The organism is Brucella sp. NBRC 113783 (assembly GCF_040372265.1).
GTDB classification, from domain to species: Bacteria; Pseudomonadota; Alphaproteobacteria; order Rhizobiales; family Rhizobiaceae; genus Brucella; species Brucella teleogrylli.
In genome coordinates this window covers 780,792-801,655 of sequence record NZ_BAABRX010000001.1, presented here as the reverse complement: position 1 = coordinate 801,655, position 20,864 = coordinate 780,792, and the positions used below count along the sequence as shown (strand labels likewise).

The following is a 20,864-nucleotide window of genomic DNA, read 5'->3' as shown; positions in this document are numbered from 1 at the left end:
TTCATCCTTTCAACAGCCGCGTAATATGCGTAGATGCGGACTGCGACAAGCCCTCTAGATCATATCCACCCTCCAGCACACTCACGAGCCGGTGATCGCAGAAGCGTTCCGCCCGTTCCATGAGTTTGCCGGTCGCCCAGTCGAAGTCCGCCTCGTCGAGATTGATCTCGGCCAGCGGATCGCGAAAATGAGCATCGAAGCCAGCCGAAATAAGGATCAAATCTGGCCGGAAGTTGTCCAAAGCGGGCAATACACGACTATTAAATGCTTCGCGAAATTCGCGGCTGCCCGTATTGGGTGATAGCGGCGCATTGACGATATTGCCGACGCCGGTTTCATCCTTCGCGCCCGTGCCGGGATAGAGCGGAAACTGATGCGTGGAGCAGAACAGAACGCTTGGATCGTCCTGAAAAATATCCTGCGTTCCGTTGCCATGATGCACGTCCCAATCGATGATGGCGACCCGCTCGGCACCGTGTCGGCGCTGCGCATGACGAGCCGCAATGGCAATCGAATTGAACAGGCAAAAGCCCATGGCGCGCTCACGCTCGGCATGATGGCCCGGGGGGCGTGCAGCGACAAAGCCGTTGCTGGCGGCGCCTGAAAACACGTCATCCACCGCGCCCATCGTTGCGCCGATGGCGGTGAGCGCTGCCTCCATGCTTTTCGGGCTGACATAGGTGTCGCCGTCGAGCTTCACTACGGGCTGCGGCGCTTCTTCATCCTCGACCGGCTCCGGGATTTTGGCGCGCACCGCATCAAGATGCTCTTCCGGATGGGCGAGAAGGATCGCGTCTGCGCTCGCCTTCGATGCCTCGACCCGGTCGAGCCGGTAGAAATCTGTCCCTTCCAGCTCGCTCATCAGCGCGCGAATGCGATCCGGGCGCTCGGGGTGCCCGGACGGTGTCAGATGTTCCAGATAGATCGGATGCCAGTAAAGCCGTGTCGTCATGCGTCCACTATAGCATCAGGCGAGCACATGACCATGACGGCCCTGTGCATATCCTGCCTGCAGTCTTCAGATGATTTCGGTGCGGGCAATGCCGATGCCGAAACCTTCGAGGCCGACATAGTGACGTTCGCGCGAGGCCAGCAGCACGATGGAGGTGATGCCCAGATCTTTGAGGATCTGCGCGCCAAGGCCGATCTGACGCCATTCTTCTTCACGGGCGCGGGCTTCCGCATGGCTTTCATGCTCGCCTGGCAGATTATCGCGGGCGCGCGCATCGTGATGATCGGCGCGAACACCGACCGAACCTTCACGCAGATAGACCAGAACGCCCCGGCCTTCCTTGCCCATGCGCTCCATGATCGCGTCGAGATTGCTGCCACCCTTGCCGAACACGTCGTTCAGCACGTCTTCGCGATGCAGGCGCACCGGCACTTCCTCGCCATCGCGAATGTCGCCGAACACCACCGCCACATGCTGCATCGGCTCCCATGGCAGTTCGTAAGTATAGGCATGGGCATTGCCGGCGCAGGTCTTGATCGCCGCATCGCCGACGCGCTTGACCAGCGTTTCCTTGCGCTGGCGATAGGCGATGAGGTCTGCCACCGTCACGCGGTGCAGCGAATGTTTTTCGGCGAAAGCGGTCACATCGGGGCCGCGCATGACTGAGCCGTCATCATTGACCAGTTCGCAGATGACGCCGATGGGCGGCAGATTGGCGAGCTTGCAAAGATCGACGGCAGCTTCGGTGTGGCCCGAGCGCATCAAAACGCCGCCTTCGCGCGCGATCAGCGGGAAAATATGGCCGGGACGCACAAAATCATCCGCACCTGCATTCGGGTTCGCCAGATTGCGCGCCGTCAGCGTGCGGTCTTCCGCCGAAATACCGGTGGTCGTACCATGGCGATAATCAACCGTGACCGTAAAAGCGGTGGTGTGGGCAGATTCATTCTCGGCGACCATCGGCGCGAGATTGAGGCGCTTCGCTTCCTCACGTGGCATCGGCGTGCAGACGATGCCCGATGTGTGGCGCACGATGAAGGCCATCTTTTCCGGCGTGCAATGCACGGCGGCAACGATCAGGTCGCCTTCGTTCTCGCGGCCATCATCGTCCATGACGACGACGATTTCGCCGCGCTCGAAAGCGCGCAATGCATCCACAACCTGCTTCTGATTATAGCTCATCGACATACACCCTTTTTAAATCCGTCCGGTCTGGCCCCGTTTTATCAGACGCGGCCAGTTTGGCCGCGGTGACGCAGATAATGATCCGCAATGGCGCAAGCGACCATCGCCTCGCCAATCGGCACGGCGCGGATGCCCACGCATGGATCGTGACGTCCCTTGGTCATCACGTCCACTTCCTTGCCGTCCTTGTCGATGGAGCGGCGCGGCGTCAAAATGGAAGACGTCGGCTTGACCGCAAAGCGCGCCACCACCGGCGCGCCGGTGGCGATGCCCCCCAAAATGCCCCCGGCATGGTTGGACAGGAACAGCGGCGTGCCGTCATTGCCCATCCGCATTTCATCGGCATTTTCTTCGCCGGTCAGGCGGGCAGCCTCAAAGCCATTGCCGATTTCGACACCCTTCACGGCGTTGATCGACATCAGCAGGCTGGCAATATCCTGATCGAGCTTGCCATAGATCGGCGCGCCGATACCGGCGGGCACGCCCTCGGCCACGATCTCGATCACCGCGCCGACCGACGATCCGCTCTTGCGAATGCCGTCGAGATAATCCGCGAACAATTCGACCGACCCGGCATCCGGCGAGAAGAAAGGATTGTTGTCCACTTCCGACCAGTTCCAGCGGCGGCGGTCGATGCCGTGTACGCCCATGGCGACCAGCGCGCCCTTGACTTCAAGGCCCGGCACGATCTTGCGCGCAATGGCGCCAGCCGCCACACGGGCCGCCGTTTCCCGCGCCGACGAGCGGCCCCCGCCACGATAATCGCGAATGCCATATTTGACGTCATAGGTGTAATCGGCATGACCCGGACGGTACTGGCGGGCGATCTCGCCATAATCCTTGGAGCGTTGATCGGTGTTTTCGATCATCATTGAGATGGGTGTGCCGGTGGAGGTCATGGTCACGCCGTCTTCGCCGAGAAGAACGCCGGATAGCACGCGCACCTGATCCGGCTCGCGACGCTGGGTGGTATATTTGGACTGACCAGGTTTGCGCTTGTCGAGATAGGACTGAATTTCAGCTTCGGTAAAGGTGATGCCGGGCGGGCACCCATCCACGATGCAACCGAGCGCCAGACCGTGGCTTTCGCCCCAGGTGGTTACGCGGAACAGATGACCGAAACTATTATGAGACATGCGCGACGCCTGACTAAAATGACCCCGGAACGCCCCGGAGGCGAACCCTGACGGGCAGGATACTAGCTACTTCACCGGGCGTTTTATTGAGCTTTTCGGGATCGGTCAAATCATGGCCACCGCCGACCCGAAATTTCCTTCGGATCATCCCGTTCCGGTATTTTTTTTGACACATTCGACACGCTAGATTGAGGGCAACAAAGAGCAAGTCGCTAATAAACAAATGGCGACGTGGTGTCGATTCGGTGAAGTCTTGCTTCACGACAATGAAACCGGGCGAAAGAGCGGGCAAAGGAACGGAAAACCATGCAGTATCTGGTCGGATTGATCCTCATTCTCGCCTCGCTGTTTTCGACAGTCGCCATGGCCGACGATGCCGAAGGCAAGATCACGTCCATCAACAAGGATAGCGAAACGCTTTCACTCGATGACGGTAAGACTTACAAACTGCCGGGCGAATTCGATTACAGCGCCATCAACAAGGGCATGAAGGTCATCATCATTTACGATATGGTGGATAATACCCGCTTCATCACCGACATTCAGGAAGCGCCGTAAGGCATAATTTGCCGATCAGGCGCAGTCCAACCACGCCTTTACACCCACTCCAGCTTGCCGTTTTCGAACTTCAGAATCTTGTCCTGCGGGATGGAGAGATTGGCGGCCTCATGGCCGTCGAGATCGCCATAGAGATAAAACAATGTGCGAATGCAGCCGCCATGCGTGACGCAAACGGTTGGCCATTCCACGGCCTCAACCCAGCGGCCAATGCGCTGCGACAGGCTCATATAGCTTTCCGCAGTCGTGCCCGGCGGCACGAAATTCCACTTGTCGCGGGCGCGCGCTTCCACCAGATCATTCCGCTCCCTGGCAATGTCTTCCATCATGAAGCCCTGCCAGTCGCCGAAATTCACTTCCATCAATTGCGGATCGGTGCGGAAATCATAAGGATCAAGGCCCATGCGCAGCCGGATGCGTTCCATCGTCTCGCGCGTGCGGCGTAATGGGCTTGCCACGAAATCGAAGCCTGCGCCATCACCGATTAGCGATTTCAGCATATCGCCATTGCGATCAGCCTGGGTGCGTCCATGAGCATTGATGTCAATATCGAGCTGCCCCTGAATGCGCTGCGAAACATTCCAGTCCGTTTCGCCGTGACGCGAAAAGTAGATGATCTCCCGGGCCAAAGCCTTACCTCTAAAGCGTTGCCAGTCGAAAACAGCTGTCGAAGCCGTTCCGGCTGTTTCCTCTTTCTCTTAGTGTCTGAATCAAAAACCGGCAGGCTGTGGCGAAAATGGTGATTTCGAGAACCGGAGCGCAGCGTACATTTGGGTACGTGAGCACCGGAAGCGCAGAAATTGCCATTTGCAGACCGGCATGGCGGCTTTTGGATCAGGCGCTAAAACAGGGATAACTTTCCCGGTCCGGGAAAGACAAAGAAAAATCCCGAAAAGCGTCTCAACTTTTCGGGATTTCAAAAGGATCGTATCAGTCCTTGACGACTGAAATGTCCGGCGCGTCCACCGCCTTCATACCGATGACGTGGTAACCGCTATCAGCGTGGTGCACTTCACCCGTCACCGAACGCGACAGGTCGGAGAGGAAGTAGAGGCCAACATCGCCCACTTCTTCAATCGTCACGGTGCGGCGCAGCGGCGCGTTATATTCGTTCCATTTGAGAATATAGCGGAAGTCGCCAATGCCCGAAGCGGCCAGCGTCTTGATCGGGCCTGCCGAAATCGCGTTGACGCGGATGTTCTGCGGGCCGAGATCGACGGCGAGATACTTTACGCTTGCTTCGAGTGCAGCCTTGGCAACGCCCATGACGTTGTAATTCGGCATGACCTTCTCGGCGCCGTAATAGGTCAGCGTCAGGATCGACCCGCCATCAGCCATCAGCTTTTCCGCGCGGCGGGCAACTGCGGTCAGCGAATAAACCGAAATCAGCATCGTATTGGTGAAATTGGCTTCCGACGTATCGAGGTAGCGGCCGGTCAGTTCGTCCTTGTCGGAGAAACCGATGGCGTGCACCAGAAAGTCGATCTTGCCCCACTTCTTCTCAAGCGCGTCAAAAACAGCGTCGATGCTCGCGGCATCCGCCACGTCGCAATGACCGGCAACAAAAGCGCCAAGTTCTTCGGCAAGCGGCTCGACGCGCTTCTTCAATGCATCGCCCTGATAGGTGAATGCGAGTTCTGCGCCGGCATCGCGGGCGGCCTTGGCAATGCCCCAGGCGATGGAGCGGTTGTTGGCCACGCCCAGAATCAATCCACGCTTGCCCTGCAACAAACCAGACTGTGCGGTCATTAAGGGTCCTCATTGAAAAACTATAAACTTGTTGCCCTATCGCACAGGCTTGCATCACCTTCAAGCAATTGCAGCGAAAAAGCCGGGCATTGTCACTTTACTGCCGCAAAGCTACAACACCCGGCCCGCATTTTGGCCCGCGTGACCACAGAAAAACAGTTCTGATCGATTGAAAAGCAATTCAATCGATCAGAATCGCATAAATTCTTATTGTGTGGCCTTATTGCCTCCCAAAGCGATTTCCGCTTCGGGAGAACAATATCAGCCTTCGCGGCGCTTCTGGAGGAATTCTTCCAGTTCCTTGTCACCGCCCTCCGGCAGCATGATGCGGATATGAACATAAAGGTCGCCGCGCCCGCCCGCTTTCAGCGGCAGGCCCTTTTCCTTCAGGCGCAGCACCCGATCCGAACTCGACCAGGCGGGAACCTTCACCGCAATACGCCCATCGAGCGTCTCGACCTCTTCCTTGCCGCCAAGGGCTGCATCGCTGAGATTGACCGGCAAATCCACATGCACGTCGCGCCCTTCAAGACGGAAACGCGGATGCGGCTTGAAGCGGATCGTCACAAGCGCATCGCCGGGCGTTCCGCCCATCAGCGGCTCGCCCTGCCCTTTCAAGCGGATGGTCTGGCCATCCTCGACATATTTCGGCAGCTTGATATTGAGATGCTTGCCATTCGGGAAAATCGCCTCGACCTTCTCCGCGCCTGCCGCTTGCGACAAGGTCACGTCGATGGATGCGGACAGATCTTGGCCCTTGGCACTGGCGCCCGCGCGGCCACGCTGCCGTCCGCCGCCGCCAAAAGCACCGCCGAACAAATCGTTCAGAATGTCTTCTGCGCCGCCGAAGCCGCCGCCCTGACCGCCGGGACCGGAACGGAATTCGAAATGGCTGTTGCCGCCGCCCTGGCGGAAGCCCGCAAACGGGTCGCCATGTGCACCGCCGAAACCACCGCCGCCCTGGAAACCCTGAAACAAGGGCTTGCCTTCGGCATCGATCTCGCCGCGGTCGAACTGACCGCGCTTATCCTTGTCGCCGACGATTTCATAGGCCTGATTAACTTCCGCAAAGCGCTCCTGCGCCTTTGGATCATCCTGGTTCTGATCCGGATGGTGCTTTTTGGCCAGCTTGCGAAAGGCCGATTTTATTTCTTCGGGCTTCGCCGTTTTGGCGACGCCCAGCACGCTATAGGGATCGCGCATATAGTTCCTCATTCAGGAAAATGACTGTGAAGTCAGTGGTAAGACTCAATTGAGCCTAATATGCGCATCAGGCAAGAAAAGTTCCAGTCTGTACCGACGTCAGACTGCGCATATTGTCAGATCGGTGCAAATGCCGTGACAGTCCACTGGCCGCCGCGCTGCATGCAGGTTTCACCGCGATAGATGGAAACGCCGTCAAAAGCTTCGCGTGAGGTCTCGAATTCACGGCAGAGCTGATCGTTCTTGTTGCTCTCGGCAACGGTCGTGATCGTGCCCTGGCTGCCAGTATCCGGATTGGTCCACGGCACCGGCTTCTTACCCCATTGCGTGAAGTTTAAAGCGGAAACCACGTTCTTGACTGTTGACTGATCGGAAAGCGTACTGGAATCCGGCACGGTCGGCTGCTGCACCGAACCGGTGATGGTGGTCGAATCAGGAACGGCCTTGTCGATGCTGACGCCACCCATGGCACAACCGGCCAGCGAAAACAGCGTCATGCCGATCACGGCATTGCGCAGGGCCGCAGCAAAATCAACGGCAGAGCGGATATGTTTCTGGTGACAGACAGTTCCAGCAGCCAAACGCTACGTCCTCAATTTTACACGCTATGGATGCAGCGATTATGGCGGTGGTGGGTTAACAAGCGATGAGCTGGCAAGGTAAACAAAACCATACCAATGCACAACAGCAACTCTGTGGGTTTCCTCAGCCGACGGGCAGAAAAATCCACGCCCATTCTTGTGATGCGGCATATGCATTCAACCCCGCCCCTGTCCCTGACCAGGAGGTGGACAAGACGCGCTTTATGGAGGAAGCTCGCGCCAGTTTTTCAGGTCGGGATTCCCGTTCCGACCCCGCCTATCACCACAATCATTCGAGAATAGTGGAAATGACCAGCTCAAGCGACGATTTCACCCTGTCTTCCCAGCCTTTCAAGCTTTTTGCGGAGTGGCTGGCCGATGCAGGCAAGACCGAACCGAACGATCCCAATGCCGTAGCGCTTGCCACCGTCGATCCCGACGGGCTGCCCAATGTGCGCATGGTGCTGCTGAAGGATTTCGACGAGCAGGGTTTTGTCTTCTACACCAATTATGAGAGCAAGAAGGGGCAGGAAATCCTGTCGGCTGAGAAGGCTGCCATGTGCTTCCATTGGAAGACGCTGCGCCGTCAGGTGCGCGTGCGTGGGCCGGTTGAGAAAGTCAGCGATGCCGAAGCCGACGCTTATTACGCCTCGCGTCCACGCGGCAGCCGTATCGGCGCATGGGCCTCAAAACAGTCGCGCCCGCTGGAAAGCCGTTTCGCGCTGGAAAAATCTGTCGCGGAATATACCGCGAAATATGCCATCGGCGACATTCCACGCCCGCCATACTGGTCGGGCTTCCGCATTCGCCCGGTCTCGATCGAGTTTTGGCACGATCGCCCGTTCCGCCTGCACGACCGCGTCTTGTTTACCCGGCCCGTGCCGGAAGGGGACTGGAACAAGGACCGGCTTTATCCGTAAGAGAAAGAAAAGCTGCTACGCCCCGCCCTCACCGTGAGGTGCGGAGCGTAGCGAAGCCTCGAAGGGTCGGCCCTTCGACAAGCTCAGGATGAGGGTCGCGCGTTTACGCCTGCCCCTCAATTACACAATCGGCTTGATCGCCACCCAGAGGCTGCCGAAAACGAGGCCGAGGAAGATCAGCCAGCCGACGATATTGTTCGACTTGAACAGTTTCAGGCACTGGTCGGGGTTGTCGATATCGAGCACGATAATCTGGCGGTAGAGATGTACGCCAGCGGCCAGCAATCCGGCAAGTGCCGGCATCGGCACCTGCGCCACCGCAAAAGCGGCGGCAAAGAAACCGATAGCGCCGCCATAAAGGATCATCAGTGCGGTCTTGGTGTGCTTCCCGAACAGGCGCGCCGTGGAACGCACGCCGACCAGCGCGTCGTCTTCCTTGTCCTGATGGGCGTAAATCGTGTCGTAACCGATGGTCCACAGGATCGCGCCGATATAGAGCAGCACCGGTGGCAATGAGAGCGATCCTTCGACCGCAGCCCAACCCATCAGCGCGCCCCATGAAAAGGCGAGACCCAGCACAAATTGCGGCCAGTCGGTAATGCGTTTCATGAAGGGATAGGCAGCGACGATCAAAAGCGAGAAAATGCCGAGCGCAATCGAAAACCAGTTGAATTGCAGCACCACGACAAGCCCGACCAGCGCTTGCAGGACGAGAAAGGCCTTGGCCTGACCGCGTGTCACCTGCCCGGCAGGCAGCGGGCGTGAACGGGTACGGTCCACCTGATCGTCGATATCCTGATCGACCAGATCATTATAGGTGCAGCCCGCGCCGCGCATGGCGATGGCGCCAACCAGAAACAGGAACAGGTGCCAGATCGAAGGCACGACCGACCATGCGCCGTCACCGGGCTGCGCACCGGTGCCCGCCACCAGTGCCGCCGACCACCAGCACGGCCACAACAGAAGCTGCCAGCCAATCGGGCGATCCCAGCGCGCAAGCTGCGCATAGGGCCAAAGCGACTGCGGCAACAACTTATAGACCCAATGGCCCGACGGAGCGTCCTTTACGCGCCCTTGCGCATTGCGTGACTGAATCGATCCGTGTAGTTCGGGCTGTGACATGGCGAAATCCTTGATATATGCAGCCATCACTATAACCCCGACGAAGACGGAGCAAGCAATGAGAGTTCTTTTAATCGGTTCTGGCGGTCGTGAACATGCTCTGGCCTGGAAACTGTCCGCTTCTCCGTCACTGACAAAACTCTATTGCGCGCCGGGCAATCCCGGCATCGCGGAAGCCGCCGAACTGGTCGATATCGATGTCAGCGACCATAAGGCCGTGATTGCCTTCGCCAAGGATAAGGCCATCGATCTGGTCATCGTCGGACCGGAAGCGCCGCTGGTTGCAGGCCTTGCCGACGATCTGCGCGCCGAAAACATCCGCGTCTTTGGCCCCTCCAAGGCGGCAGCCCAGCTGGAAGGCTCCAAGGGTTTCACCAAGGATCTCTGCGCCCGCTTCGATATTCCGACCGGGGCCTATGGCCGTTTCAACAATGCGCCGAAAGCCAAGGCCTATATCCGCCAGCAGGGCGCGCCCATAGTGGTGAAGGCTGACGGTCTGGCCGCAGGCAAGGGCGTGGTCGTCGCCATGACGCTCGATGAAGCGCTGGATGCGGTCGATGCCTGCTTCGAAGGCGCGTTCGGCTCTGCCGGGGCCGAAGTGGTGGTGGAAGAATTTCTGGACGGCGAAGAAGCAAGCTTCTTCTGCATCTGCGACGGCAAAACGGCCCTGCCGCTTGGCTCGGCGCAGGATCACAAGCGTGTCGGCGATGGCGACACCGGCCCCAATACGGGCGGCATGGGCGCTTATGCCCCAGCTCCGGTCATGACGCCGGAAATCGTTGAGCGCACCATGCGCGAACTGATCGAGCCGACCATGCGCGGCATGGCGGAAATCGGCGCGCCCTTCTCCGGCATCCTGTTTCTCGGCCTGATGATCGGCAAGGACGGCCCAAAGCTGATCGAATACAACACCCGTTTCGGTGACCCGGAATGTCAGGTGCTGATGATGCGCCTCAACAGCGACTTGCTGGCGCTGATCAATGCCGCCGTCGACGGCAAGCTGGATCAGGTTTCGCCGGACTGGAAAGATGATCCGGCGCTGACCATCGTTATGGCTGCGGAAGGCTATCCGACCAATGTAAAGAAGGGCAGCGTCATTCGCGGTCTCGACGCGCTTGACGGTCTCGATGGTGTCAAGGTCTTCCACGCAGGCACGGCTGAAAAGGACGGCAATCTCATTGCCAATGGCGGTCGTGTGCTGAACATCACCGCAGTCGCCAGCACTGTCGCGGAAGCACAGGCGAAAGCCTACGACGCCATCAGGAAGATCGACTGGCCGGAAGGTTTTTATCGCACCGATATCGGCTGGCGTGCTGTGGAGCGGGAACGTTCCGGCAAATAGTTTTAATGACAGCACCGGCATGATCGCATCCTTTTGACAGATAGGATGCGATTGGAGCCTGTTTTCATCATGCAATAGGCTGCGAGAAAATATTGACGTTTACGTAATAAGCCGATAGCTCTTGTGTTGAAGAAGACTGATACTCCCTCTGCACGCTTGCAGATCGGAGGCCGGGGTTTCCGAGGAGGGGCCTCGATGAGCACGATGTGGAGGAAAGATGTATCGCGCGCCGGTTTCTGAAATTTCCCATACGCTGATGAAGGTTGCGGGGCTTGAAAAAGCGCTGGCCGACAACCGCTTTCCCGAATTTTCCGCCGATCTGGCCGCAGCCATTCTCGAAGAGGCCGGAAAGTTTGCCGCTGAACGTGTCGAGCCCTTACGCATCCCCGGCGACCGGCATGGCGCGACCGTCAAGGACGGCGTCGTCACCACCGCGCCGGGCTGGAAAGACCTTTACCGCGACTGGATTGCAGGCGGCTGGAATTCGCTGACGGGCACGCCGGACTATGGCGGTCAGGGTCTGCCGACCATGATGTCGGTCGCCGTCAATGAAATGTGGAATGCCGGTTCGCTGTCCTTCGCCATCGGGCCGACGCTCACCACGGGTGCGATTGAGGCGCTGGAAAAGCATGCCTCCAGGGAATTGAAGGATATCTATCTCGAAAAGCTTATCTCCGGCGAGTGGATGGGCACGATGAACCTGACCGAGCCGCAGGCCGGTTCCGACCTTGGCGCGCTGCGCAGCCGCGCCGAGCGCGGCAATGACGGCACCTATCGCATTTTCGGCCAGAAGATTTTCATCACCTATGGCGAACATGACCTGACCGATAACATCGTGCATCTGGTGCTGGCCCGCCTGCCCGATGCGCCTGCGGGCACCAAGGGCATTTCGCTGTTTCTCGTGCCGAAATTCCTCGTCAATCAAGACGGTTCGCTCGGTCGTCGCAACGATCTGTTCTGCTCTGGTCTTGAACACAAGATGGGCATTCACGCCTCGCCGACCTGCACCATGATCTATGGCGACGGTTTCGTGAAAGGCGAGGAACAGGGCGCGGTCGGCTATCTGATCGGCGAAGAAAATCGCGGCCTCGCCTGCATGTTCACCATGATGAACAATGCCCGCCTGCTGGTCGGCATTCAGGGCGTTGGCGTTGCGGAAGCGGCTTACCAGCAGGCGCTCAACTATGCCAAGGAGCGCAAGCAGGGCCGCGCCATCGGTGCGAATCCCAAGGAGGGTATGAGCCCGATCATCGAACACCCCGATGTGCAGCGCATGCTTTTGACCATGAAGGCGCTGACGCAGGCCGCCCGTTCCATCACCTATGCCTGCGCCCATGCCATCGACATGAGCCATGCGACCGAAGGTGCGGATGCACAGCATTGGGCCGACCGTGCCGGTTTGCTCACGCCGCTGGCCAAGAGTTTTGCCACCGATGTTGGCGTGGATGTCACGTCGCTCGGCGTGCAGATCCATGGCGGCATGGGATTCATTGAGGAAACCGGCGCGGCCCAATTGCTGCGCGATGCGCGCATCACGCCGATTTACGAAGGCACCAACGGCATTCAGGCCATCGATCTGGTGATGCGCAAGTTGCCGCTTGGAAATGGCGAGCATATCAAGGGTTTCCTTGCCGAATTGCAGCAGGATGCCGACAAGGTAGTTGCCTCCAACCGCCCGGAACTGGGCGAAACCGGCGCACGTCTTGCAAAGGCGCTCTCCGAAGCGCGTGAAGCGACCGACTGGCTGCAAAAGACAGTTGCCGAGGGTGGCGCAGAGGCGGCACTTGCCGGTGCAACGCCTTATCAGCGTCTGCTGTCGCTTACTTCCGGCGGCGCTTATCTGGCCCGCGCAGCCCTTGCAGGCGACGATAAGGGTCGCGCCGTTCTTTGCCGTTTCTTCGCCGAGAACATGCTGGCCGAAGTATCGTCGTTGAAAGACACCGTCATCACCGGCGCAGCCAGCCTCGCCGCCGCTAAATCCGCACTGGAGGCTTGAACGTGAGCGAACATATTCTCGTCGAACGTCGCGATGCGGTGCAGATTATCCGACTGAACCGGGCCGACAAGAAAAACGCCATCACCCGCGCCATGTATGCCACCATGGCCAAGGCGTTGAAGGATGGCGACGCCGACGACGCGGTGCGCGTCCATGTGTTTCTTGGTGTGCCGGGCGCGTTTTCATCCGGCAACGACATGCAGGATTTCATGGCCGCAGCGGCTGGCGGCGGCGATATGGGCAAGGATATTCTGGATTTTCTCTATGCCCTGTCGAGCGCCAAAAAGCCGGTCGTCTCAGGCGTTGATGGCCTTGCGATTGGCATTGGCACGACGATCCATTTCCATTGCGACCTGACATTTGCAACGTCACATGCGCTGTTCCGCACGCCATTCGTTGATCTCGGTCTCGTGCCGGAAGCCGGTTCCAGCTTGCTCGCGCCACCGCTGATGGGGCATCAGAAGGCCTTTGCCCTTCTGGCGCTCGGTCATGGTTTCAGCGCGGAAGCAGCGCTTGAAGCAGGCATCGTCTATAAAATCGTGGAAAGCGCAGAGCTGGAAGCGGAAGTGCTGAAGGCTGCGGAAGAAATCGCCGCCAAGCCGCCGGAGGCCATGCAGATCGCGCGGTCGCTCATGCGCATGCCCGCCGAAAACATCGCGGATCGTATTGCGCGGGAAGCGAAGCTTTTCGGCGAACGCCTGACCTCCAATGAAGCGCGTGAGGCCATCATGGCCTTTCTCAGCCGCAAGAAGTAAATCCCGGCTCTGATCGATAAAAAAGAACCCGGATGGGGAAACCCATCCGGGTGGCTTTGTCTGGAGGTCAGCCAATTAATTTAGCTTCAAAATGAAGCAGTCTCCTAAACCTAGCGGCAGAATGGGACGAGATCGTGATCACACGACAATGTGAATAATCTCGCCCGTTCAACTTTTCCGCTGCGGTCAATTCCGGGCGATGATTTCCTTGCCTTCGATCACCAGACGGACGCCCAGCGTGCCAGCCTTGCGGCGGGCGAGGAAGCGCGGGCGGCGACGGCGCGTCTCGTGCCCCTGACGGCGGGCCTGCGGTTGGCTGGTGCGCACCGGGCCGGTGCTTTCGTAAAGCGGACGGGCGACGCCGTCTTCTTCCACCAGCATCATCGGCAGGTTGAACGCAGCCGCCCAGGCGCGCCAGTCGGCGGCAACATCGGTCAGGTCATGCGCCACCAGAAGCGGCACGGAAAGCTGCGGGTCCTGATGCATCAGTTCCAGCGTGACGGTGATTTCGCCATATTCGTCTTCGACCGCGCGGGCGACAACACCGACAAAAGCATGGATCGGCAGTGCAATCGACATGGGCAGGCCGCTCGACGGCAGAACCTGCCGGATGACCGCGCCCCGTTCGTTGATGGTGAAGGTGACGTCGGTATTGCCGTCGTGCGATGCGTAGCTCACCACCTGCGGAAAGTGAAACGGATCGAGCCGCAGTTCACGGCCTGCCCAGTCTGGCTTCAGTCCCTTGCTCATCATTGTCAACGCCTCTGTCTCTCTGTCTCTGTCGAGAGCCGGTTATTCCAGCTTCTCTTTGATTGGGCTTTCTGCCCTCGTTGAGATGGAGAATAGACCGCGTTTGTTACCGATGGCCTTAAGGAGTTGGGTTAACTTTTCCCTGCTTTTTCCTTTGGTTATCAGAATGCAACCAGGTGTAAGAATTCGGAAATTCTTCCTAATATGCGTTTACCGATAGCAAAACGGGCGGAAAAACCGCCCGTCATTCAAGTAGCAATTTGGTTTGTTTTACAGGGTCTTGCCGGGGTTCATAATCCCCGCCGGGTCGAAGGCCGTCTTGATGCGGCGCATCAGGTCGAGCGCGAAAGGCTGCTTGAAATGCGCAAGCTCGTCCCGCTTCAGGCGACCGATGCCATGCTCGGCAGAAATCGACCCCCTGTAACTTGTGACAATCGTGTGGATGCGGTGATTAAGCGCGCCCCAATGGGAGAGGAATTCCTTTTTGTCCGCGCCGACCGGCTGCGACACGTTATAATGCAGGTTGCCATCGCCGATATGGCCGAAGCAGACAATGCGTGCACCGGGGATCATCTCCAGCACCGCCGCATTGGCTTCGCGGATAAAGGCCGGAATGGATGAAACAGGCACGGAAATATCGTGCTTGATCGAGCCGCCCTCCGGCTTTTGCGCCCAGGACATTTCCTCGCGCATTTTCCAGAAGGATTGCGCCTGCGCGACGCTTTCGGCAATCGCCGCATCCTGAAGAATATCCGCCTCAAAAGCTTCGTGCAGAATGGTTTCCAGCGTGGTGCGCGCATCTTCTTCCGAGCGCGTGGAGGAAATATCGATCAGCACATACCAGTCATGCGGGCTTTCCAGCGGATCGCGCGCGCCATCGACATGGCGCACCGTGAACTCGACGCCGACACGCGGCATCAGCTCAAACCCGGTCAGCGACGGGCCTGCATGTTCGGTCGCGAGCTGGAACAGGCGCAGCGCGTCGTCCGGGCTGCGCATCCCGGCATAGGCGACGCCCTTGCCCTTCGGCTGCGGAAAGATTTTCAGAACCGCCGCCGTGATCACGCCGAGCGTGCCTTCGGAACCCACGAACAGGTCTTTCAGGTCATAGCCGGTATTGTCTTTCTTCACATAGCGGAGGTCGTCGAGAGTTTCGCCGGTTGGCAAAACCACTTCGAGACCGAGGCAAAGCTCGCGCATATTGCCATAGGCGAGCACCGCCGTACCACCTGCATTGGAACCGAGATTGCCGCCGATCTGGCACGAACCTTCCGCGCCCAGCGACAGCGGGAACAGGCGGCCCGCCTTCTCGGCCGCGTCCTGAAGGTTTTTCAGGATGACGCCTGCCTCGACGGTCACCAGATTGCCCACCGTATCAAGCGCGCGTATCTTGTTCATGCGGCCAAGCGCCAGCACGATCGTCGTGCCGCTCTCATCCGGCGTCTGCGCGCCGACGAGGCCCGTATTGCCGCCCTGCGGCACAATCGGTGTTTTCGTTTCGCTGGCGAGTTTCATGATCGCCGCGACTTCTTCCGTGGAGCCGGGACGCAACACCAGCGCCGAATTGCCCTTATAAAGATCGCGTTGCTCGATCAGATAGGGCGCAATGTCTTCTGGCGCGGTGAGTGCGTTCTTCTCGCCCACGATGGCGGCGAAACGTTCGATCAATCCGGTGTCCATATTGGTCCTTTGAAATCTAGCGCGGTGCGGCAGCGCGGTTCAAACGGTCATTGATGGCCTCGCCGAGACCGTCAAAGGGAATGGGTTCAACGGCAATGGTGCTGGCGCCGATGGCGTCGAGCTTGCGCATGAAATCGAACAGATTGCTGGCCGCCTCGCGCAGATTGCCATCGGCGCTGAGGTTGAGTACGGCCTTTGCCGTCTCGGCTCCGGCCACCCGCGACGGCCCGAAAGCCAGCAGCGCCTCGCCCGGCTGCACATCGCCAACCGCAAGCCGCATGGCGGCATCCGGTGCATAATGCGAGGCCATCATGCCCGGCGCGATGATATGCGCCTGAATGGCCTCGGTCTGTTCGGTGCGCACCAGCTTTGTGCCAATCGCTGCTTCTATGTCCTCTGCAGCAAGCCCGCCGGGGCGCAACAGACGCACCATGCCGCCCTCGACCTTCACGATGGTGGATTCCACGCCCACTCCGCATGGACCGGCATCGAGGATCAGGTCTATTTTGTCGCCAAGATCGTCCGCGACGGCTTTGGCGCTTGTCGGACTGATACGCCCGGAGGTATTGGCGCTCGGTGCCGCAACAGGGCTGTCCAGCGCCGTGATGACCTCCTGCACGCGGCCATGCGGCATGCGGATGGCGAGCGTCGGCAGTCCCGCCGTCACCAGCGGATGAATGGGCCGACTGGTATCCTGTTGGTCTTTCAGCGGCAGCACGATGGTCAGCGGGCCGGGCCAGAACAGTTCCGCCAGCTTGCGCGACAGGGCATCGAAGGTAACATAGCGCTCTGCCATGGCAATGCCGCTGACATGAGCAATCAGCGGGTTAAACTGCGGGCGACCCTTGGCGGCGAAAATACCGGCCACGCCTTCGCCGTGCGAGGCATCGGCGGCAAGACCGTAGACGGTTTCGGTGGGAATGGCGACAAGACCGCCGCGCCGCAGGATTTCCACCGCGCGCTGAACTGCCTCATCATCGAATTTCATTACATCTGACACTGGTTTTCCGCCTCTCGGGCGTCCAAGTTGAGTGCATCCCGAAAAGTGCAAAGCGGTTTTCGGACAAGATGCACGCATAGATATGAGCGCCTTCTGCCTACACAAGCGCGAAGCCCTGCGCAAGCAAACAGGCGGTTTGCCTCGTGCACATTTATGGCAACGCGACCCGGAAAATTGCGTTTTGTTAGCTTTTTTGCGGCAGGATGTTACTATCCATGCTTGAGGTGAATAATGTTATCGCGATTTATCGCCATTTCACTGACTGTCGCCGGACTGCCCGCTGTTCCATCGGCCCACGGGGCGGAACTTGCGCGAACGACCTATGCGGTCGGTTCCATCGACTATATCGGCTATGACCGGATGGGCGCCAACGGGCTGCCTGTCTGCGGCGCTTGCAGCCAGCGGCAAGAGGCTGAAGCCGAAGCGCTGAAGGAAATCGAAGCACGGCGCAAGCGCGCCCGCGCCTATATGGCGCGCATGCAGGGCAAGCCGCTGCCGGAAGACGTGCAGGAACAGCCCGCTATCATCCCGACCGAACAGAAGATGCCAGACTTCGACCCCGCCAAGCCCGTGCGCGTCGTCGGCGATCCGTGGGCAGGCGCATCGGGAGAAGTGGACCTCAGTTCGCTGACGCTCAGACCCAGCCTTCAATAATCCTCAAATAAAAATGGCGCCAACCGGCGCCATTTTTATTTCGTATAGGCTGGCTATCAGCCAGCGATCTTGGAGAAATCCGCAACCTTGCCGGTGGCCGTGCGGATCAGGTCGAGCAGAGCCAGACGGTTGGCGCGAACATTTTCGTCCTCGTCATTGACGAGCACCTTTTCGAAGAACGTATCGACCGGACCGCGCAGCTTGGCGAGCGCCAGCATCGCGCCCGAAAAATCTTCGCGGGCAATGGCCGTTTCGGTTTCGCTCGATGCGAGATTGACCGCGTCGAACAGAGCCTTTTCCTCGTCCAGCTTGAGAAGCGAAGCATCGACGCTGCTCGCGACTTTGGTGCCCTTCTTCTCTTCCGCTGCCAGAATATTGGCGGCGCGCTTGGTGCCAGCCAGCAGGTTCTTGCCGTCTTCCTCATTGATGAAGACGATCAGCGCTTCCAGGCGGCGTGCGACCAAAAGCAGGTTGTCGGCTTCCGGCGTCAGCACGGCGTCGATAGCGTCGTAACGTGCGCCTTCGTCTTTCAGATGCACCTTGAAACGATCGTGAAGGAAGGAGAGAAGATCGGCCAGCACCGGTTCGGCGCTGCGGTCGGCTTCGGCACGAACTTCCGTCTCATAGTTGCGCAGTGCATTGTCGACATCCTGTTCGCCATCGACATCGCCAGACTTTTCACCTGCAAGCCTGGCTTCGAATTCACGCAGCTTGCGCTGGACCACGCCTTCTTTCAGCGCGGCGAAGGCCGAACGGAACAGCGGCAGCAGCGGGAATTTCCAGTCCTGCGATAGCAGAAGACGAATCACGCCAAGGGCGGCACGACGCAGCGCATAGGGGTCTTTCGAACCGGTCGGCTTTTCGTCAATGGCCCAGAAGCCGACCAGCGTATCGAGCTTGTCGGCCAGCGCCACGGCAACCGAGACCGGGTTCTTCGGCACCACATCGGACGGGCCTTGTGGTTTGTAATGTTCTTCAACCGCTGCGGCGACGGCTGCATCCTCGCCCTGAAGCAAAGCATATTTGCGGCCCATCGCGCCCTGAAGCTCGGGGAATTCACCCACGACTTCGGTGGTCAGATCAGCCTTGGCCAGCACTGCCGCACGTGCAGCAAGCTTCGGATCGGCACCGACCAGCGGCGCGATCTGCGCAGCCAGTTCGCGGATACGCTCAACGCGAGCGCCTTGCGTCCCGAGCTTGGCATGGAAGGTCACGTTCAACGCGTCCAGCCGCGCCATGCGCTGATCGAGCGGCTTCTTCAAATCGAGGCCGAATTTTTCCGCCGAGGCGCTGAGCTTGTCGAGGTCGGGCAGATCATGCTGATCGGTGTGCCAGAAATAGAGCGCATCCGACAGACGTGCGCGCACCACCTTGCCGTTACCGTATGCGATTTCCGTACCGCCATCGCGGGCTGCGATGTTCGACACCAGAATGAACCGGTTGGACAGCGCTTCCGTTTCGCCCTGCTTGCGCGTGACAAAACACTTCTGGTTGGCGCGGATGGTGAGGCGGATGACTTCCGGCGGGATCGCCAGAAACTCTTCCTCGAATTCGCCCATCAGCACGACCGGCCATTCGACAAGACCTGAAACTTCCTCCAGAAGCCCCTCATCCTCGACCAGTTCGAGTCCCGACGCGAAGGCAAGGTTATGCGCGTCCTGCGAAATCATTTCCTTGCGGCGTTCGGCGTCGAGCACCACAAAAGCCTTTTCCAGCTTTTCGACATAATCGTCGAAGCGGCGCACCTTGATCGCCTGACCGTCGCTCAGGAAACGATGACCATAGGTCAGATTGCCGGACTTGATGCCATCGACGTCGAATTCGATAACCACTGTTTCCTCGGTTTCAGGGCCGAAGGTGCACAGGATCGATTGCAGCGGACGCACCCAGCGCAATGCACCGGGCTTTGCCGAAGCCGCGCCCCAGCGCATGGATTTCGGCCACGGGAAATTGCGGATCGTCTGCGGCACCAGCTCGGCGACGATTTCTTCCGCCGGGCGGCCCGGCTTCGTCAGATGGGCGACATAGAAATCGCCCTTCTTCGGATCGGAATGCACATGGGCCTGCGCAACATCGGTGAGACCGGCCTTGCGCAGAAAGCCCTGAATGGCCTGTTCCGGTGCTGTGACCGACGGGCCCTTGATGTCCTCATGCACGTCCTTGGAACGCACGGTCAGGCCGCGAATGTCGAGCGTCAGGCGACGCGGCGTCCAGTAAGCGGTCGCGGCTTCATAGGTAAGACCGGCTTCGACCAGACCATCGGTGATCATCTTTTTCAGATCGCCGGCAGCCTTGCGCTGCATGCGGGCCGGGATTTCCTCGGAAAAGAGTTCGAGAAGTAAGTCAGGCATTAAACAGCCTCATTCTTGTAATTAAAGCCGCCTGCATCGGTGAGCAGAAATGCCTCGCCGCACTGACGCGCGAGATTGCGGACGCGCAGGATGTAGCTCTGGCGCTCGGTGACCGAAATCACGCCGCGCGCATCCATCAGGTTGAAAACATGGGATGCCTTAATGCACTGGTCATAGGCGGGGAGCACGCATTTGTGCAAAGAGCCCTCGCCCGTGCTGCCCGCCTTCAAAATGGCTTCGCATTCGCGCTCGGCATCAATGAAGTGGCGATGCAGGATTTCGGTATCGGCCATTTCGAAATTGTAGCGGGAATATTCCTGCTCAGCCTGCAGGAACACATCGCCATAGGTAACCTTTTCGTCGCCTTCGAGACCGTTGAAATTGAGGTCGTAGACATTGTCCACGCCCTGCACATACATGGCGAGGCGCTCCAGACCATAGGTCAGTTCCCCGGCGACCGGCGAGCATTCAATGCCGCAGACCTGCTGGAAATAAGTGAATTGCGACACTTCCATGCCGTCGCACCAGCATTCCCAGCCAAGCCCCCAGGCGCCGAGCGTCGGACTTTCCCAGTCGTCTTCCACGAAACGCACATCATGCAGCGTCGGATCAAGGCCGATGGCCTTCAGCGAACCGAGGTAAAGGTCCTGAAGGTTCGGCGGCGATGGCTTGATGATGACCTGATACTGGTAATAATGCTGCAGCCGATTGGGATTTTCGCCATAGCGGCCATCCTTGGGACGGCGCGACGGCTGCACATAGGCGGCTTTCCACGGCTTCGGCCCGAGCGAACGCAGCGTGGTTGCCGGATGAAACGTACCCGCACCCACTTCCATGTCGTAAGGCTGCAAAATAGCGCAACCATGTTCCGCCCAATAGTGATGGAGCGTCAGGATCAGACCCTGAAAGGAACGGGTGGGATGCATATGT

General features: G+C 59.1%; 19 protein-coding genes. 6 read left to right on the top strand and 13 right to left on the bottom strand.

Annotated features, from left to right (window positions below; translation table 11 throughout):
* Position 1 precedes the first annotated feature (1 nt).
* The 3 genes from ABWW11_RS03670 to aroC form a co-directional block, all read right to left on the bottom strand.
* Positions 2 to 952 (bottom strand): histone deacetylase family protein, encoded by a 951-nt coding sequence (locus tag ABWW11_RS03670; protein WP_109368451.1) that lies wholly within the window; start codon positions 950 to 952, stop codon positions 2 to 4.
* Positions 953 to 1,018: 66 nt separating this feature from the next.
* The gene (gene ribB, locus ABWW11_RS03665) at positions 1,019 to 2,134 is read right to left on the bottom strand and encodes a 3,4-dihydroxy-2-butanone-4-phosphate synthase (RefSeq protein WP_109370180.1); all 1,116 of its coding nucleotides are present in this window, start codon (positions 2,132 to 2,134) and stop codon (positions 1,019 to 1,021) included.
* Between the two features lie 44 nt (positions 2,135 to 2,178).
* Positions 2,179 to 3,273 carry a chorismate synthase gene (aroC, locus tag ABWW11_RS03660; protein ID WP_109368450.1) on the bottom strand — a complete coding sequence of 365 codons (1,095 nt, stop codon included), beginning with the start codon at positions 3,271 to 3,273 and terminating at the stop codon, positions 2,179 to 2,181.
* A 306-nt stretch (positions 3,274 to 3,579) separates the two neighbouring features.
* On the opposite strand from aroC, the gene ABWW11_RS03655 reads away from it, so the two are divergent.
* Positions 3,580 to 3,831 (top strand): DUF1344 domain-containing protein, encoded by a 252-nt coding sequence (locus tag ABWW11_RS03655; protein WP_109368449.1) that lies wholly within the window; start codon positions 3,580 to 3,582, stop codon positions 3,829 to 3,831.
* A 38-nt stretch (positions 3,832 to 3,869) separates the two neighbouring features.
* Here the strand turns inward: ABWW11_RS03655 and ABWW11_RS03650 are convergent, their stop codons facing one another.
* The 4 genes from ABWW11_RS03650 to ABWW11_RS03635 all read right to left on the bottom strand — a co-directional run bounded on the left by ABWW11_RS03650 (position 3,870) and on the right by ABWW11_RS03635 (position 7,364).
* The gene (locus ABWW11_RS03650) at positions 3,870 to 4,460 is read right to left on the bottom strand and encodes a histidine phosphatase family protein (RefSeq protein WP_121537335.1); all 591 of its coding nucleotides are present in this window, start codon (positions 4,458 to 4,460) and stop codon (positions 3,870 to 3,872) included.
* 301 nt (positions 4,461 to 4,761) lie between these two features.
* Entirely contained in the window at positions 4,762 to 5,580 is an 819-nt protein-coding gene (gene fabI / locus ABWW11_RS03645) for an enoyl-ACP reductase FabI (protein WP_109368447.1), read from the bottom strand.
* Positions 5,581 to 5,841: 261 nt separating this feature from the next.
* On the bottom strand, positions 5,842 to 6,783 hold the full coding sequence (locus tag ABWW11_RS03640; RefSeq protein WP_109368446.1) for a DnaJ C-terminal domain-containing protein: 942 nt from the start codon (positions 6,781 to 6,783) through the stop codon (positions 5,842 to 5,844).
* Positions 6,784 to 6,899: 116 nt separating this feature from the next.
* Positions 6,900 to 7,364, bottom strand: coding sequence for an RT0821/Lpp0805 family surface protein (locus ABWW11_RS03635; protein WP_371830798.1), 465 nt, complete (start codon positions 7,362 to 7,364; stop codon positions 6,900 to 6,902).
* Positions 7,365 to 7,672: 308 nt separating this feature from the next.
* Between ABWW11_RS03635 and pdxH the strand changes: the two genes are divergently transcribed.
* A complete protein-coding gene (gene pdxH, locus ABWW11_RS03630; protein ID WP_109368445.1) occupies positions 7,673 to 8,284 on the top strand; it encodes a pyridoxamine 5'-phosphate oxidase in 612 nt (203 codons plus the stop codon).
* A gap of 120 nt (positions 8,285 to 8,404) precedes the next feature.
* On the opposite strand, the gene ubiA is transcribed toward pdxH, so the two are convergent.
* The gene (ubiA, locus tag ABWW11_RS03625) at positions 8,405 to 9,406 is read right to left on the bottom strand and encodes a 4-hydroxybenzoate octaprenyltransferase (protein ID WP_109370178.1); all 1,002 of its coding nucleotides are present in this window, start codon (positions 9,404 to 9,406) and stop codon (positions 8,405 to 8,407) included.
* Between the two features lie 58 nt (positions 9,407 to 9,464).
* Between ubiA and purD the strand changes: the two genes are divergently transcribed.
* The 3 genes from purD to ABWW11_RS03610 all read left to right on the top strand — a co-directional run bounded on the left by purD (position 9,465) and on the right by ABWW11_RS03610 (position 13,499).
* Entirely contained in the window at positions 9,465 to 10,748 is a 1,284-nt protein-coding gene (gene purD / locus ABWW11_RS03620; RefSeq protein ID WP_109368444.1) for a phosphoribosylamine--glycine ligase, read from the top strand.
* 217 nt (positions 10,749 to 10,965) lie between these two features.
* The gene (locus tag ABWW11_RS03615; RefSeq protein ID WP_109368443.1) at positions 10,966 to 12,744 is read left to right on the top strand and encodes an acyl-CoA dehydrogenase family protein; all 1,779 of its coding nucleotides are present in this window, start codon (positions 10,966 to 10,968) and stop codon (positions 12,742 to 12,744) included.
* A 2-nt stretch (positions 12,745 to 12,746) separates the two neighbouring features.
* Complete coding sequence (locus tag ABWW11_RS03610; RefSeq protein WP_109368442.1) at positions 12,747 to 13,499, top strand: crotonase/enoyl-CoA hydratase family protein; 753 nt, start codon at positions 12,747 to 12,749, stop codon at positions 13,497 to 13,499.
* A gap of 186 nt (positions 13,500 to 13,685) precedes the next feature.
* On the opposite strand, the gene ABWW11_RS03605 is transcribed toward ABWW11_RS03610, so the two are convergent.
* From ABWW11_RS03605 to ABWW11_RS03595, 3 genes are all read right to left on the bottom strand, one after another.
* Positions 13,686 to 14,252: a DUF6101 family protein gene (locus ABWW11_RS03605; RefSeq protein ID WP_121537334.1), complete on the bottom strand. Its 567-nt coding sequence runs from the start codon at positions 14,250 to 14,252 to the stop codon at positions 13,686 to 13,688.
* Positions 14,253 to 14,519: 267 nt separating this feature from the next.
* Positions 14,520 to 15,929: an FAD-binding oxidoreductase gene (locus ABWW11_RS03600; protein ID WP_109368439.1), complete on the bottom strand. Its 1,410-nt coding sequence runs from the start codon at positions 15,927 to 15,929 to the stop codon at positions 14,520 to 14,522.
* A gap of 16 nt (positions 15,930 to 15,945) precedes the next feature.
* The gene (locus ABWW11_RS03595; protein WP_371830802.1) at positions 15,946 to 16,917 is read right to left on the bottom strand and encodes an L-threonylcarbamoyladenylate synthase; all 972 of its coding nucleotides are present in this window, start codon (positions 16,915 to 16,917) and stop codon (positions 15,946 to 15,948) included.
* Positions 16,918 to 17,160: 243 nt separating this feature from the next.
* Between ABWW11_RS03595 and ABWW11_RS03590 the strand changes: the two genes are divergently transcribed.
* Entirely contained in the window at positions 17,161 to 17,583 is a 423-nt protein-coding gene (locus ABWW11_RS03590) for a hypothetical protein (protein WP_109368437.1), read from the top strand.
* Between the two features lie 56 nt (positions 17,584 to 17,639).
* On the opposite strand, the gene glyS is transcribed toward ABWW11_RS03590, so the two are convergent.
* Positions 17,640 to 19,934 carry a glycine--tRNA ligase subunit beta gene (glyS, locus tag ABWW11_RS03585; RefSeq protein ID WP_121537331.1) on the bottom strand — a complete coding sequence of 765 codons (2,295 nt, stop codon included), beginning with the start codon at positions 19,932 to 19,934 and terminating at the stop codon, positions 17,640 to 17,642.
* The gene (locus tag ABWW11_RS03580; protein ID WP_109370177.1) at positions 19,934 to 20,860 is read right to left on the bottom strand and encodes a glycine--tRNA ligase subunit alpha; all 927 of its coding nucleotides are present in this window, start codon (positions 20,858 to 20,860) and stop codon (positions 19,934 to 19,936) included. Before ABWW11_RS03580 ends, glyS begins: the two co-directional genes overlap by 1 nt.
* Positions 20,861 to 20,864 lie beyond the last annotated feature (4 nt).